Raw genomic sequence first — 15,924 nt, 5'->3', positions numbered from 1 at the left:
TTCACTGCACATCTTGATATGTGCAGTTTTTTAGATCAATTTTTAATATCATCATAAAATACATTTTTTATAAATTTTGTTGACAATTGCCAATTTTATTTTTTATAATCTAGTAAAAATTTGAAAAAGATTGGATGGTAAACATGATCTTAAAGAATGATGTTTTTCATTTCAAAGAAGAGCCCATCGTTTCACCTAAGATGTTTACAGTCAATACATTAGGCCCTAAGGGGACAAGCAGTGAATATGCAGCAAAACATTTCATCTCTCATTCCACCACTACACTCGGCACCCATACGAAACTATCCCTTTACGACACATTCGAAACTTGCATTGAACATACTCTCTCTAACGCACTCCAATACACTCTCGTTCCACACGCATACGAAGGAATCAAACACTTCTACATGAGACCTGACCTACAGCTTTTACAAATATTCAGATGTGACACGCCCATGTATGGGTTGGCTGTCAGACCAGATTTCCCCTTTCAAGAACAAATGCTTCACCATTTAAAAATTGTTTCTCATCCTGCACCTGTGAATTTGATTCAATATTTTATTCATCAAAATGCTGAATTTGAGCTTGTCAATTCTACAAGTACAGCCGCACAAAAAGTAAGAGACGGAGAATTTGATTTCGCTTTAACCAATGAGGTGGCAAGAGCTACATACGGGCTCACCTTCATTCGAACATTTAAAAGCATTCCTATGAGCTGGTCTATATTCGGAAAAGGAGAGATGTAACATGACAACTGAACAAAAGGTGCAAGAATTATATTTTCCTCAAGCGAAAAAACGAGAATGGGATAATGGTGTCATCCAATATTCTACTGTCAGAGGCGATACGGAAGTGTTAATTTCACACGTCCCTCCTCACACGATCATCGAACCTCACGAGCATCCAGAAGCACAAATCGGCATCGTATTAAAAGGCGAACTTCAAATGACGGTTGGCCAATCGACCCAATTGCTGACCCCATTAGAATCAGCCTATATTGCACCACCATTCGTTCCTCACGGCGCATCGAATCTGACAGATGAAGAAGTGATCGCCATTGATATTAAGAGATTAAAAGATGGCGAAGAATATACGGCTCCTCCTACTTATTTCTTAGACATTTTCAAAACGCGTGATTTACTTCCTGGTATGGAAGTGACTTTTTTTGTAGAGGACTGGATGGAGCTTATGATTGCCAACATTCCGGGAAATGGCGGGGAAATGCCTTTTCATAAGCACCGTAATGAACAAATCGGGATTTGCATTAGCGGTGGGTATGATATGACAATTGAAGGCTTTACAGAAAAGATGGAATTTGGCACGACTTACTTCTGTGATCCAAAAGAAGATCACGGCGCCATTAATCCAAAGCCAGAAGCATCAAAGTCTATTAATCTCTTCTTCCCTCCACGCTATAACCGCTTAAAGCCAAAAGCGTCTAAGGTGAAGAAATGAACATTGCCGGAAAAATCGTCCTGATTACAGGAGGTGCGTCTGGGATTGGGCTTGCCGCCGTCAAGCTTTTCCTTGAGCACGGAGCAAAAGTAGCAGTGGCTGATATCAATGAAGATAGCGGTAAACAACTCGTTGAATCATTGCCTCATGAACATGCTGCGTTTTTCAAAACAGATATTACGAATGAGTCTGACTGTCAAAAAACCGTTCAATCCGTGCTGAGCCAATTCGGGACAATTGATGTTTTGATTAACAATGCAGGCATCGAAATTGTCTCACCTATTCACGAGATGACACTGGAGGATTGGAACCACATTCTACAGGTCAACCTGACTGGTGTATTTCTCATGAGTAAGCATACATTGCCGCATATGCTTGAGAAGAAAAGCGGAAGTATTATTAATACTGGATCTGTCGGAGGTCTCGTTGGCTGGCCTGACATTCCTGCATACAACGCAACAAAGGGCGGTGTCATCCAGCTCACCAAATCGATGGCGATCGACTATGCCGCTCATCAAATCAGGGTGAATTGTATCGCCCCAGGCATCATTGATACGCCATTAAATGAAAAATCCTTTTTAGACAATCATTCAGAAAGTCTTGAGGTTGTCAAAAAGGAAAAAGCAAAGGTGAATCCCTTGCTTCGTCTCGGAAAACCCGAAGAAATTGCGGGCGTGATGCTGTTTCTCGCCTCTGATCTATCCAGCTATATGACTGGAAGTGTTGTCACAGCAGATGGCGGATACACCGCTAGATAAAAAGGAGTGCTTTCATTGAGTAAAAAAACCGTACTTGTCATTGCTGACTTAGGAGGATGCCCGCCCCATATGTTTTATGAAAGCGTGGCAGCATCTTATCATATCGTTTCTTATATCCCGAGACCCTTTGCCATTACAAAGGGTCACGCTGAACTAATCGAAAAATACTCCATTGCCGTCATCAAAGATCGTGATTATTTTGAGACACACCCTTCTTTTGAACACCCTGATTCTATTTACTGGGCACATGATGATTATTTGAAATCAGAGGAAGAAGTGGTAGATGACCTAGTCCGTGTGGCTTCCTTTTTCAAAGCTGATGCCATTACCACCAATAATGAATTATTCATTGCTCCAATGGCAAAAGCAGCTGAGCGGCTGGGGCTGCGCGGCGCTGGGGTAAAAGCAGCTGAAATGGCACGTGATAAAAGCCAAATGAGGGCTGCATTTAACGCTGCTGGTGTCAAAGCGGTGAAAACTCAGCCTGTCACGACTTTAGCTGATTTCCAGCAAGCTATTGAACATATCGGGACACCACTTATTTTAAAGCCTACATATTTAGCAAGCTCCATTGGTGTGACCCTTTTTCATGACAAAGCCGGCAGTGATGATCTCTTTTTAAACGTACAATCCTACTTGCAAACAATTCCCGTCCCAAACGCTGTGACATATGAAGCACCATTTGTCGCTGAAACGTACTTAGAGGGCGCTTACGAGGATTGGTATCAGGAGGATGGCTATTCCGATTATGTCAGTGTAGAAGGGTTCGTGGTGGAGGGGGAATATATCCCTTTTGTCATTCATGACAAGACCCCTCAAATCGGTTTTACAGAAACGGCTCATATTACTCCCTCGATCCTAGACAATGAAGCCCAGCAAATTATCATTGAGGCAGCAAAGAAGGCAAATGAAGGGCTGGGCCTTGAAAACTGTGCGACCCATACAGAGATCAAGCTCATGAAAAATCGAGAAACGGGACTGATCGAATCCGCAGCTAGATTTGCTGGCTGGAATATGATTCCGAATATCAAAAAAGTGTTTGGGGTGGATATGGCTAAGCTGCTGATCGATGTATTAGTCGATGGAAAAAAAGCGGCGCTGCCAAAAGAGCTGCTTTCTGGACATACGCATTATATAGCAGACTGCCATTTATACCCTCAGCATTTCAAAGAAAGCGGACACATACCGGCAGAGGCCACACATATCACCATTGATCATATCCATATTCCGCAGGATGCTTTAGTTGGAGATACTGTGATCGTCAATAAATCCGTCCCGTCCAAAGGCACCTTTGTCGATCTATCTTTATTTGAAGCCTTTAACGGCATCGTGTCGCTTGAGTTAAAAGGGTCATCCTCACAGGATGTTGCCGCATCCATCCGCAACTTACAGAAGCAAGCTGCCATTCATTTAATGGATGAATTAGTCAAGGGATAGAAAGAGAGGGTAACGTGGTGGAGATCTTACCATCTAACATGATTAAACGGCTGCCAGAACAGAAATTTGGAACCGTATTTGAGAAAATTGCGCAAAAAGCACAAAACGGAGCCAACATCATAAACCTTGGTCAGGGAAATCCCGATCTTCCTACTCCTGCACATATCGTAAGCGCCCTTCAAGAGGCAGCAGCCACTTTGCAATTTCAGCAATATGCACCTTTTAGAGGCTTCGACTTTTTCAAGCAAGCCATTGCAGATTTCTACAAAAAGGAGTTCGGCACTGAGATAGACCCACAGAAAGAAGTTGCTCTTTTCAATGGAGGGAAAACAGGCCTTTATGTCATGAGTCAGTGTCTGCTTGACCCTGGGGACGTTGCCCTCATCCCCGATCCAGGATACCCAGAATATCATTCTGGGATCTTGATGGCAGACGCTAAGCCCTACTGCATCAAACTTGAATCGAAAAATGGCTATTTGCCAAATCTCTCTTCAATTGATCCGGAGGTGCTTAAAAAGGCAAAGGTTCTTTTCTTAAATTATCCGAATAACCCAACAGGTGCTGTGGCAAATGATGCATTTTTTGAAGAGGCTGCTGATTTTGCATCGGCTCACGGACTGCATGTCATTCATGATTTTGCCTATGGTTCATTTCATTATGAGCAAAAACCAGTAAGCTTTCTGAACGCTCCTCTTGGGAAAAGCGTAGGAGTGGAATTATATTCTCTATCCAAAACATTTAATATGGCAGGATGGAGAGTCGCTTTTGCTGTAGGTAATGAGGACATCATCCAAGCCATTAACGCCTTCCAAGATCATGTGTTTGTCAGTATGTATGGCGGATTTCAACAAGCCGCAACCGTCGCCTTGCAAAGTGATGACAGTCACATACAATCATTAAAAGAGGTCTACCTTGATCGAATTCACTTCTTCATCCGTCAGGCCGAAAAGCAGCTAGGATGGTCCATCGAACGTCCAGCTGGCGCCTTTTATTTATGGGCTCCCATCCCTGATGATTTTGAACATTCTCATGCATTTGCTGACTATTTACTCGAACATACTGATGTTGTTGTCACGCCAGGGGGTGTGTTTGGAGCACATGGAAGCCGTCATGTCCGCATCTCAATGGTTGCTCCAATTGAACAGCTTGCCCTGTTTATCGACCGGCTTCGCATCCTTCCGATTCGCTTTAATCAAAAAACCCGCATATAGCGGGTTTTTTGATGTCATATACTTTTCATCGAACCACCATCGACGGATATTTGTTGTCCTGTAAGATAGGAGGCTTCCTCTGATGCGATAAAAGCGGCCAATGAAGCCATTTCATAAGCTGACCCCACTCTTTTCATTGGAATTCCTGACGCTACAGCCTGTACAGCTTCTTCCCGCGATAATGCCTGTTTACGCATCATGTTTCCGATAAATTGTTCATACCGATCTGTAGCTATAAATCCCGGATTTAAACAATTCACTGTGATCCCTGAAGGTGCAAGCTGTGTGGCAGCATTTTTACTAGCATTAATAATCGCTGCATTCATCATACTGTTCGTAAACATTTGGTCACCAGGCTCCTTCCATAGGTTCCCGACAATTTGAATGATCCGGCCATATTCATGTCGTTTCATCATCGCTGCCGCACGCTTCATCGTATCAATGTACGCAATGGCTTTTTGAGAAAATGCTACCATCATCTGCTCGCTGTCACATGAATCAAAGGTATCCGGCTTCCCCCCTGGAATGTTATTAATCAACACATCCAGTCTGCCAAACTCTTTTTCTATTTTCGTAAAAGCCTCAGCCCTCACTCCTTCATCTGACATGTCCCCACAGAAAATAGCCACCGGCTCCTTTGTTTCTGCCATACGCCCAATGTGCTGCTGCGCTTCTTCTAGTGAGGATTGATTTCTAGAATTGATGATGATCTTTACATTGTCTTGAGCGGCAAGCTTTATGGCGATGGCCTTTCCAATCCCTGTACTTGCTCCTGTTACAAACGCAATTCTTTTAGACAAACTCATCCACATCCCTTTTCTTATCAGCTTCGTACATATACATAAAATGACACATATAGAATGTATTTCAACAAAAAAAGACCTTTCTCCTGCGAAAGGCCCCCGTTCTCTATTTAAATGTCGTTTCCCAATTAAACCCGATCGTTTCGTCATTCCAGGCGATTCGCTTTTCATCTGGGTTTTTCGGGTCATACGATTCTGTTGTGAAATACACAATTTGCAGCGGCGTCTCACCTAGTACACGGTAGCCATGCGCGACACCCTTTGGGATGAGAAGCAGCATCGGATTGTCTTCCCCCATATAATACACATCGGTTTGCCCCTTTGTGGGAGAGTCCTCACGCAAATCATATAACACGACCTGTGCATGACCTGCCGGGAAGAACCAAACGTCGTCTTGTTTTTCATGATAATGAAAGGCTTTGATTACGCCTGGAAAGCTTTTCGACCAGGACGCCTGACCAAAGCGTTTCAGCATCGGTTCATCATCTCGAATGAGCTCTGCAAAAAAGCCGCGGTCATCACAATGTTTCATGAGTTTTTTTGTTTGAACACCATCAATCATGCTGTTGCCATCTCCCTTCTTTCTGCAAATATTCGTGAAGTGCATCCTTCCAATGCCTCGGCTGCCAGCCTGTGGCTTCAATCACTTGAAGATCTAAGACAGAATAGGCTGGACGTGGCGTTTGGAAGCCGTACTCCTCAGTGGAAATCGGCTCAATTGTAGCGGACAAGCCGCTTTTCATCACAATTTCTGACGCAAAATCAAACCAGGAACAGCTTTCTCGATTACTGACATGGTACACGCCTGCCTTCTGATCAAACAAATGAATCAAGGCCTCGGCTGCATCCTTTGTATAAGTAGGAGACCCTATTTGATCGTTCACAATGCGCAAATGATCCTTCGTTTCAGCGAGCCGAAGAATGGTATTCACAAAGTTATGCCCCTCATGTCCGTAAAGCCACGAGGTACGAATGATTTTCACTTCGTCTGACACAAGCTGAATCAATTCCTCACCAAGCTTCTTACTCTTTCCATAAATGGTTTGAGGATCTGCTTGTGCATCGACTTGGTAAGGGGTGTCCGCCTGCCCGTCAAACACATAATCTGTACTGACATGTAACACATCAGCGCCTGCGCGCTTTGCTTCCAGGGCTGTATAGTAGGCGCCAATGCCATTCACAAGATACGCCTTTTCGGTTTCTGTTTCACATTGATCAACAGATGTATAGGCTGCTACACTGACAACAATATCAGGCTGATAGTGTCTCATCGCATGTCTAACTGCCTGTTGGTCTGTGATATTGAGCATGTTCCTCGTTAAGGCAATGACGGTCATGTCTTTTTCTTTGAGCTGTCTGCTCATTTCTTTCCCTAATTGGCCGCCTGCACCGGTGATTAAAACTTTCATCCGTCACCCTTCTTCGCTTTGATCGTATTTGGTTCGATACCAATTGATCGTTTTTTCGATACCTTCTTCAAATGACGTCTCCTGCGTCCAGCCGAGCTCGCCTTTTAGCTTACTGGCATCAATGGCATACCGTCTGTCATGTCCTTTTCGGTCTTGAATAAACGCAATTTGATCATGACTGATTCCGAGCTGCGATAGAATCGTTTTGGTTAAATTGAGATTTGTTTTCTCATTGCCGCCGCCAATATTGTATACCTGCCCGGCTGTGCCGTTTTCGAGCACCTTCTTCACAGCTCTCGCATGGTCCTCTACATACAGCCAATCGCGAATTTGCCGGCCGTCTCCATAAATCGGGATTTTCTCTCCATTGACTGCTTTTCTAATAATGGTCGGTATTAATTTTTCCTCATGCTGATACGGTCCGTAATTGTTGCTGCATCGTGTAATCATCGCGGGTAATTGGTGAGTGTGGATATAGGATTTCACAAGCAGGTCTGAACTCGCCTTGCTTGCTGAATAAGGATTATTCGGTGAAAGTGGTGTTTGTTCTGTGAAAGCAGGATCATCTGGCTCCAAATCTCCATATACTTCATCTGTTGAAATATGAATGAGCTTTTTCGCCTTTCCTTTTAAGACCGCTTCAAGCATACGATACGTTCCGAGGACATTTGTTTGAATAAAAGGCTCTGCCGATTCAATGCTGCGATCAACATGCGATTCTGCCGCAAAATGAATGATCGCATCATAGACTTCGTCAAATGCTTGATCCAGCTCATGCTGAAGGGTAATATCCCCTTGAATAAACCGAAAATGAGACAACTTTAATAATTCATCCATCTCGTCTGGATGACTGGCATATGTTAATTTATCAAAAACGGTGAGCCTGACATTTGTATCCTGAAGCAGCAGCTTCACAAAATTCAGTCCGATAAAACCCGCTCCGCCTGTAATTAAATAAGACTTCGTCATTCGGATCCCTCTTTTTTCTTCATCGTTTCAAACATTTTCGCAGATGCTTCGTGGAGAGATTCATGTGTTCCTGCATCAATCCACCACCCTTTTAACATATCATAGGTCAGCTGGCTATTTGAGATATAGAGATTGTTCACGTCTGTAATCTCTAATTCGCCTCGATCTGACGGCGAGATTCTCTCAATATATTGAAAGACTTCTTGATCATAAAAATAGATGCCCGTGACGCAGTAAGATGAGCGCGGATGCTCCGGCTTTTCCTCTATTGATAAAATCCGTTGGCGCGTGGCATCAATTTCTGCAATGCCAAACCGGTTTGGATCTGCCACTTCTTTCAACAAAACCTTGGCTCCTCTATCTTGCCGCTGAAAGGCTTCAACAAAAGGGTTTAGCGAATCCTCAAATACATTATCACCAAGCATCAGCACAAACTTCTCCCCTTTGACAAAGGGCTTTGCATAGGATAAGCCGTCTGATATCCCAGACGCTTCAGGCTGTACCTGATATACGATGTTCATCCCCAGTTCCTGCTCGCTTTCAAGCAGCTTTTGAAACAGCGGGATTTGTTCTTCTTGTGATATGACCATCACATCTAAAATCCCTGCTTCCTTCAATTTGAACAATGACCAATAAATCATTGGATATGGACCAACCGGCAATAAATGTTTATTGAAAATCTTCGTTAAAGGCGCCAGTCGTGATCCCTTTCCTCCTGCTAAAATAACTCCCTTCACATCTACACATCCTTATGTTCTTTTTGGTGATGATTCATGAGGTGTATAAGAATGTTTTTCACTCGTTCAGTTCCTTTTCCATCGATGAGTGTCCGTCCATTGAGATGGATGCTCCTGCGGAGAAAATAGCTGCCGGACAGCCTTTCCACAGCACATCGTATATCTTTTTCATCCACAAGTTCACCTAATCCAAGATGACGGCAGGCTCCCTTTTGTGCAAAACGAGCGGCTGTCACTGCTTGGTGGTCGACTTGTGAAAGGACAATACTGGGCACTCCGATACAAACTGCCTCGTATAACGTCATCCCGCCAGCCACTATTGCCAGATCAGCTTCCGAAAGGCGCGCAGGTAATTGATCTGTATGACGAATGAATTGAATATGCTCAGCCTCTATTTGTTTTTCAATGCGGGAGGCTTTTCCTGTAACCGCTAAGATGTGTAAGTGGTCAGCTTCGAGGAGTGCTGATACAGCCTTTGATAACAATCCGCGCGGGTCACTGCCCCCAAGGCTGATGACCACCTTTTTGCATTCTTTTCGAACCTCATATGTGTCTTTTAATCGGCTTATCTCTTGATCTAACAATAAATAAGGTGTTCCATAAAAATATTCTGTCCCATCTACTTGCATGTGCTTTTCGTCCAGACCGCCATAAATGCCGTTCACGACAGCATCGGCAAGCTGACAAGCTTCTGCTCTTATTTCTTCAAATAAAACCAGCCTTGCAGAGCCGGAGGACGCTTTGATCAATCGAAGAAATTGGAGGTCACAATCAAGTACATCAATCAGCAGAAGATCTGGATTCAGCTCTTTTATGTCCTGCTCCATCTGAAGGAATGCCTTCGACTCCTGCACCAAATGAACGTGCCAATCTGGACCTGAGAGCATTTCTACACAGATCTGTTCATTTGTATAGAAAGATATGTCGTTTCCTTCTTGAAACAGTTGATTTGCCAGCCGTTTCATTCTGACGACATGCCCCATTCCTCTTAAAAACCCACCGTACACAACAATCATGATTTTCTTGTTCATTCAGCATCCTTCTGTTTCACAAATTGATTCAACCGAACAATATCAGGGTCTTGTTCGCAAATGGTGATGAGTTCAGCCGTAGGCACAGCAATGGAGCCGCCAGCTTTCTCTAGTAAACGGGTCGCAAACACATAATCTTCTTCTGTATCAATCGTGAATCGATAAGCAGGATATGCAAGTTCTTTGGGCGGTGTGAATAATTGCAGGTGAAATTGCTCAGGATGCTTTCTGATATAGAGCGTGACATGCTCACGCTCTGGCTGCGTAAGGGGAAAATTGTCGATTTCACTTAAAATCTGTGCGTCGATCATTTCCCCGGAAATACCGAGTGGTGTTCCAGCCGTATACGTGTAATCAGCCTTCTCTTGTCTATGTTTTTCAAGCATTTTCGACAAAAGGACTGGATCTATAAATGGGTTATCTCCTGTTAAACGCACAATGGTTTGCGGTTCAAAATGACGGACAATCTGCGCAAATCGCTGCAGTACATCCGTCTCACTGCCACGAAATACTTTATAGCCCTTGGAGAGACAATAATGAGCCAGCAGATCATCTTCTGCCTCAACTGTTGTGGCGATCATGAGATTCTGCGTTTTGTGATTGTAATGATCTGATTGCTTTACTCGTTCAACAATCAGGTCGATCAGCGCCATACCGCCGATCGGTTTCATTACCTTTTTTGGCAGCCTTGTTGAGCCCATTCTCGCCTGTATGACAAAAAGGACATCATTGATCATTTGGCGTCTCCTTCATGAGTACATCTTTCCACGAAACCCCTGTATGGGCTGGGATATCTCTGACAGCCTTTGCGCCAAGTAAAACCGCCATATACCTTGGATGCAGACCTTGGCTTTTTTGTCCTGGACGTAACACGGCTAGATTTTCTGCGGTCAATGTCTCGCCCTTCGCAATGCCTTTTGTCGTAAAAATACCTCGATACGCAAATTCACGAATCTTGCCTTCAATAGCTGTTGTCGTTTTATAAGAACTGCCAAGGAGCTCTTCTGGCACTGAATGAATGTCAGCTTCTTTTAAATTCCGCTGCTTTTCTGCCGCTCGAATATGCTGAACCATTTCCTTCAATTCTTCAGGATCAAGCGCAAAGGAATGATCAGCCCCAGGTAACGTTTTATCGACTGTAAAATGCTTTTCAATAATTGCTGCCCCAAGCTTCACAGCAGCTACAGGCGCTTCAGTTGGATGCTCACTATGATCAGAAAAGCCAATGACTGCGTCGGGAAATGCCGCAGCCAAAGTTTGAAGCACGCGCAGATTCGTGTAAGCTCTAGGTGCTGGATACTTTGCTACGCAATGCATGATAGCGATCTGCTGATTTTGCTCGCTTGTAATCGCCTCGTATGCTTCATGGACATCCGAAATGGTTGCCCCGGCTGTTGAGAATATGATGGGCTTTTGAAAAGATGCCGTGTGACGCATAAGAGGCAGATGATTGATTTCATAGGATGCCAGCTTGAAAGCCGGCGGATCGGTTTGATTCAATAGATCCGCAGATTCTTCGTCACACACTGTGCTTAAAAATATCAGCCCTTTTTCCGCGCAACGTGACAATAACACCGGGAGCCATTCTGACGGCAGCTCCATTTGTTCCACTAAAGAAAAAATAGACACCTCTTCCCCCTTGGCTGTTTCGTACAAACCCGGTTCCTTTTGATACATCCGATCAGCTTGAAACATTTGAAACTTCACCGCATCGGCACCTGCTTCTTTAGCCACATCAATTAAAGCAAGCGCCTGATCCAGCTTTCCATCATGGTTAATGCCTGCCTCTGCAATGATAAAGACAGGCGCACCACCCCCTACTTTGCGATCTCCGATATAGAAATGCGCCATCTTACCTCTCTCCTTTTTTCGGCCACACATGGTAATACAAGAAGGCATTTTTTGTTCTAAAGCCTAGCTTTTCGTACAGCTGAATCGCTGTTGTATTATGCATCTGAGTTCCGGCAGACATAAACCGATGCCCTCTCTCATAAGAGGCTTTTATTATCGCCATCACGAGCTTTTTTCCGATCCCTTTTCCTTGTGCATCCGGTCTAATGGACAATAAATCAAGCACTAGTTCATCGCCCTTTGTTACACCTTGGATCAATCCAATGACTTCACCGTTCACCTTTGCCGTGAGATTGATATCTGCACGTCCGAGTAAATTGTTTCTCATCCATTCCTGAAAGAAATGCTGGACGACATTCTGATCTAAAAAAGGATCAAGTGCGTACCGGCTTTTCCCAAACGCCTGATGAGCAAGTGAGACCGCCTCATCGTAATCCTTTTCATCTGGCAGACTAATAACCACATCTTCACCTGTTGATGGAAGCTCCATTTGAACAGGCGGCGACTCAAGACGAGTGAGACCGCCCACATAGTACACATGTGACAGCCTTTGAACGATGCGGTTTTTTACAAGATCAGACGCTTCAAGACGTAAAAAGAAAAAATCGCATTTTTCAGTTCTCATCCAATTGATGAAACGCTCCATCAATTCTTGAAAAGAAGACGCTGACTCCGCTTCTACAAACTTCACATGAAAAATATGCTGATCAAAAATGCCGCTTTCCCATTTAGACCATTCATATAACAGGACTGCTTTGAGCTGGGCGCCATTAACAAGAGCAAACTGCTTGAAGCCGTTCATTTGTTCCGCTTGTTGACCGTATTTCTCCAGCCAAGCAGCGAGCACCTGATCATCTACAGCATGAACGACCTTCATGATGATGCCCTCTGTTCTTTTAAAATAGACAACACCGCTGTGATAACATCCTGCACATCTTCATCTTTCATACTTGGATAGAGCGGCAGTGAGAGCGTCTGCTTGTAGTATGCGAGTGACTCAGGGAAATCCTCTGGTGAATAGTGATATGTTTCCTGATAGTATGGATGCAAGTGAACAGGGATAAAGTGAACACTCGTGCCGATTTTATATTCCTTTTGCAGCTGATCAATCAGTTCATCCCGCGTGATGAATGCTTCTTTTGGATTCACTTGCAGTACATACAAATGCCATGCATGTCTTCCTTCTTGATGCACAGGCGGCAGGATCAGACCCGCTTCTTTTTGAAAAGCCTGATTGTATGCTTTTGCAATCTGTTCTCTCCGTGCCTGCATGTCATCCAGACGGTTTAGCTGAACAAGCCCTAACGATGCCTGCACGTCAAACATGTTCATTTTATAGCCTGGTTCCTCGACCTCGTAATACCACGTTCCTTTTTCTCCATAACGATTCCACGCTCCCTTGCTCATCCCATGGAGCGCTAGTCTTCTAATCCGAGCAGCAAGCGCATCATCATTTGTTGTCAGCATGCCGCCTTCACCAGTCGCTAGGTTTTTCGTTGCATAAAAGCTAAAAGCGGTCGCATCACCAATGGATCCAACGGGCTGACCGTGGTACGTTGTGTAAAGAGCATGGGCAGCATCTTCAAGTACAAATAGATCATACTTTTTGGCAATCGCTAAAATTCGGTCCATATCGCACGATTGACCGGCAAAGTGAACAGGAACAATCGCTTTTGTATGTGGTGTAATGGCCGCTTCTATTTTCTCTGCATCCAGGTTGAGTGTCGCTGGATCAATATCGACAAATACAGGCGCTGCCCCCGTATGGATAATCGTATTAGCTGTTGCGCAGAATGTCAGAGGGGTTGTAATCACCTCATCCCCAGTCCCAATCCCTCTTGCCTTTAAGGCTAAAAATAAAGCAGCCGTACATGAATTGACAGCGATCGCATGTTTTGCACCTGTCAGCTGCTGAAATTCTTCCTCAAACTGTCTTACTTTTGGTCCAGTTGACAGCCAGCCGGACTTTAATGTTCCAATGACTTCATCAATTTCCTCCTGCTCAATGAAAGGCAGAGCATAAGGAAGAAATTGTGCTCTCTTTTTTCCCATATCGCTTGCACACCCCTATCTTCATCTCTGAAAATCCACACCAGTTTTTGTTTTGAGCAGAGAAAGCAGAACATCGATAGATCGCGCATGCGGATAATGCTGTTTAATGAACTGTGCTCCTTGCTGCTTTGCCAGTTTCATCTCTTGTTCATCCGACAAAATACGAATGGCTTTCTCAGCTAGTTCAACAGGGTTTTCCATATGATAGCTGCCAAGCGACTCGTAATATGGGTATCTTCTGCCTTCTGTCATTTTCCCGATCAGCACACTCTTTTCAAAAAGCATCGCTTCAAGACCAACTGTGGATGTGAGCGTAATCACGATATCCACATATGGCAGCAGGTCATACAGATCAATTTCTTTTTTAATCAATTTCACATGATTTCCCGCTCGTTCAATAGACACATAGTCATTTAATCGATTTCGAGCAATTTCCCAAGGATGCGGCTTCATGATCAGCTGAATGTCTTTCCGTTTGGCGATCGTTTTAAGAACATCGCCATAAAAGGCTTCAGAAAACGGCTGCGTTGCCACAAGCACAGTCTTTTTAGCCGGACTGAAATTCAATTTACGAAAAATGAGATCCTGTTGAAGCGGCGTTCGCTCCTTCACCAAATCAAACCTCGGATGACCTGTGATTTCCACCTGTTCCGGCTGACAGCCTTTGTCTACATACCAATCCTTTTCATACTTTCCAAACACCCCATGGCAAGTCGTAAAAATCGGTAAAAAGGCTTCGTCTCCCATAAGCGCGCCATGCTGAAGACAGATACTCGTAAGCTGGCGTTTCACTGTTTGCAAAGCGAGTACGCGGCTGTAGACATCCTCTGTCGTTCCAACAATAACAGCTGCAATCGGCTGCATTTGAAATAGCATTTCTATCTGGTCAATGACATCAATAAATTGCACAATGTCCTTTCGCAGTTTTTCTCTAAAAAAGACATTGCCAAAGACAGGGTGGTGAGCGTAAGGTTTAAGAAGAGCATTTGCTTTTTCAATATATTCAGCGTGGGCTTCTTTATTAACCTCTCCGGCTAATTCCGGCTTACTGATCACGGGTAATCCGTAATAATCCGCCTTCTTCCAGCGAGCGAGCACCACCGTTTGGTTTGGATGGAACCGCGTGTAATTTTGTTCCGTAAAACGCAGGTGTTCAAAGTGAAGCAATACCTTTCCATTCGCCGGACGATAATCAATACGCTTGATCTGCTGTTTATGCTGATCAAAAAATGGCTGAATCTCTTCCGGTAATGGACAAGCGGTTGTCAGTTCTTGACCGAATGCCTCATCTTCCATGCGTTCCCTCACTTCAGGACTGATATATTGATAAAAATTACTGATCAGCCCAAGAGGAATTTGCTTGTAGGACAAATCCTTCATCAGATTCACATACTCAAAATACACCTGCCAATAATGATGAATATAGTGCGTCACTTCAGGTCACCTCCCATGTCTTTGTTTTAATATACTGCGAAGCTCCCAGCAGGTGGACTGCTCGGGAAGTGCTTGAATAAAGGCACTTTTCTCTTCTTCTGCCAGCTGATAATGAATGGACTGTTCTGTAATGTAATTTGTATCTAATATTTCATCAAAGGGATAGAACGGATAAAAATGATTTAACCGGAAAAAGAAACGGGCATCCCCTATTCGATAAAAATGCGGACTCTCGTCCCAGTAAGACCCAAATTCCTCATGAATTTTTGATAAAATGGATGTACGATGCACGACCGAGCAATGATCTATGGCGCAGGGGGCATTCCATTGCACTGTTTGCGCCGGCCGAATCGTTTCCTTCACTGGCTCTTTTTTGCTATTTAAATAGATCACTTTAGAACTAGAATAGACAATATCCTTACCTGGATGGGCATCTAGATAATGAGTGAGCTTCTCTAAACGGTCCGGGGCGTAGACATTGTCATCTGTGGCATAGGAAATATACTCCCCTTTTGCCAGTTCTAATGCTTGATTAATCAGCACGGCGTAGCGAGTTTTCGCTGTTCTCTCTTCCAGCGTTTTGACACCGCTTTGGATAAAATGAACGCGGGGATCTTTGCGAAACGGTTCAATAGCAGCAAGGGTTTTTTCGTTTGATCCATCATCCATGATAAAAAGTTCAAAGTCTGACAGCGTCTGCTGCAGGACCGCTTCAATCGATCTGCCGACGTAAGCCGCCTTGTTGTAGCTCGTCATAATGACAGTTACTTTTGTCAA

At 44.1% G+C, this 15,924-nt stretch carries 17 protein-coding genes; 5 read left to right on the top strand and 12 right to left on the bottom strand.

What is annotated here, in order from left to right:
- The first annotated feature begins 143 nt into the window (after positions 1-143).
- Genes JJ692_RS03790 through JJ692_RS03770 form a run of 5 tightly spaced genes read left to right on the top strand, consistent with a single transcriptional unit; the run spans position 144 to position 4,861 of the window.
- Entirely contained in the window at positions 144-746 is a 603-nt protein-coding gene (locus JJ692_RS03790) for a type 2 periplasmic-binding domain-containing protein (RefSeq protein ID WP_024423797.1), read from the top strand.
- A 1-nt stretch (position 747) separates the two neighbouring features.
- Complete coding sequence (bacB, locus tag JJ692_RS03785) at positions 748-1,455, top strand: 3-((4R)-4-hydroxycyclohexa-1,5-dien-1-yl)-2-oxopropanoate isomerase (protein WP_041115460.1); 708 nt, start codon at positions 748-750, stop codon at positions 1,453-1,455.
- Positions 1,452-2,213, top strand: a complete 762-nt coding sequence (locus JJ692_RS03780) for a glucose 1-dehydrogenase (protein ID WP_151039724.1) — start codon at positions 1,452-1,454, stop codon at positions 2,211-2,213. The genes bacB and JJ692_RS03780 overlap by 4 nt, the downstream gene beginning before the upstream one ends.
- 15 nt (positions 2,214-2,228) lie before the next feature.
- Positions 2,229-3,650, top strand: coding sequence for an alanine--anticapsin ligase (gene bacD, locus JJ692_RS03775; protein WP_024423799.1), 1,422 nt, complete (start codon positions 2,229-2,231; stop codon positions 3,648-3,650).
- Positions 3,651-3,667: 17 nt separating this feature from the next.
- Positions 3,668-4,861, top strand: a complete 1,194-nt coding sequence (locus JJ692_RS03770) for a pyridoxal phosphate-dependent aminotransferase (RefSeq protein ID WP_044331122.1) — start codon at positions 3,668-3,670, stop codon at positions 4,859-4,861.
- Between the two features lie 14 nt (positions 4,862-4,875).
- On the opposite strand, the gene JJ692_RS03765 is transcribed toward JJ692_RS03770, so the two are convergent.
- The 12 genes from JJ692_RS03765 to JJ692_RS03710 all read right to left on the bottom strand — a co-directional run bounded on the left by JJ692_RS03765 (position 4,876) and on the right by JJ692_RS03710 (position 15,924).
- Complete coding sequence (locus JJ692_RS03765; RefSeq protein ID WP_277602653.1) at positions 4,876-5,667, bottom strand: SDR family oxidoreductase; 792 nt, start codon at positions 5,665-5,667, stop codon at positions 4,876-4,878.
- Positions 5,668-5,770: 103 nt separating this feature from the next.
- Positions 5,771-6,226, bottom strand: coding sequence for a dTDP-4-dehydrorhamnose 3,5-epimerase family protein (locus tag JJ692_RS03760; RefSeq protein ID WP_024423802.1), 456 nt, complete (start codon positions 6,224-6,226; stop codon positions 5,771-5,773).
- Positions 6,219-7,073, bottom strand: coding sequence for a dTDP-4-dehydrorhamnose reductase (gene rfbD / locus JJ692_RS03755; protein ID WP_122631612.1), 855 nt, complete (start codon positions 7,071-7,073; stop codon positions 6,219-6,221). Before rfbD ends, JJ692_RS03760 begins: the two co-directional genes overlap by 8 nt.
- 3 nt (positions 7,074-7,076) lie before the next feature.
- Positions 7,077-8,042, bottom strand: coding sequence for a dTDP-glucose 4,6-dehydratase (rfbB, locus tag JJ692_RS03750; protein ID WP_122631611.1), 966 nt, complete (start codon positions 8,040-8,042; stop codon positions 7,077-7,079).
- Entirely contained in the window at positions 8,039-8,779 is a 741-nt protein-coding gene (locus JJ692_RS03745) for a sugar phosphate nucleotidyltransferase (protein WP_103131748.1), read from the bottom strand. The genes rfbB and JJ692_RS03745 overlap by 4 nt, the downstream gene beginning before the upstream one ends.
- A gap of 2 nt (positions 8,780-8,781) precedes the next feature.
- A complete protein-coding gene (locus tag JJ692_RS03740; protein ID WP_103131749.1) occupies positions 8,782-9,810 on the bottom strand; it encodes a PseG/SpsG family protein in 1,029 nt (342 codons plus the stop codon).
- A complete protein-coding gene (locus JJ692_RS03735; RefSeq protein ID WP_029707507.1) occupies positions 9,807-10,547 on the bottom strand; it encodes a cytidylyltransferase domain-containing protein in 741 nt (246 codons plus the stop codon). The genes JJ692_RS03740 and JJ692_RS03735 overlap by 4 nt, the downstream gene beginning before the upstream one ends.
- Complete coding sequence (locus tag JJ692_RS03730; RefSeq protein WP_172880433.1) at positions 10,537-11,661, bottom strand: N-acetylneuraminate synthase family protein; 1,125 nt, start codon at positions 11,659-11,661, stop codon at positions 10,537-10,539. The genes JJ692_RS03735 and JJ692_RS03730 overlap by 11 nt, the downstream gene beginning before the upstream one ends.
- Before the next feature lies 1 nt (position 11,662).
- A complete protein-coding gene (locus JJ692_RS03725) occupies positions 11,663-12,538 on the bottom strand; it encodes a GNAT family N-acetyltransferase (protein ID WP_206534242.1) in 876 nt (291 codons plus the stop codon).
- Entirely contained in the window at positions 12,535-13,713 is a 1,179-nt protein-coding gene (locus JJ692_RS03720) for a DegT/DnrJ/EryC1/StrS family aminotransferase (RefSeq protein ID WP_073207815.1), read from the bottom strand. Before JJ692_RS03720 ends, JJ692_RS03725 begins: the two co-directional genes overlap by 4 nt.
- A 21-nt stretch (positions 13,714-13,734) precedes the next feature.
- Positions 13,735-15,147 carry a capsular polysaccharide export protein, LipB/KpsS family gene (locus JJ692_RS03715; protein WP_133744430.1) on the bottom strand — a complete coding sequence of 471 codons (1,413 nt, stop codon included), beginning with the start codon at positions 15,145-15,147 and terminating at the stop codon, positions 13,735-13,737.
- A gap of 6 nt (positions 15,148-15,153) precedes the next feature.
- Positions 15,154-15,924, bottom strand: coding sequence for a glycosyltransferase family 2 protein (locus JJ692_RS03710; RefSeq protein ID WP_024423812.1), 771 nt, complete (start codon positions 15,922-15,924; stop codon positions 15,154-15,156).

The organism is Bacillus sp. 3a (assembly GCF_017161885.1).
Lineage (GTDB): Bacteria > Bacillota > Bacilli > Bacillales > Bacillaceae > Bacillus > Bacillus safensis.
The sequence above is the reverse complement of the archived record's forward strand: the minus strand, read 5'-3'. Positions and strand labels throughout refer to the sequence as shown.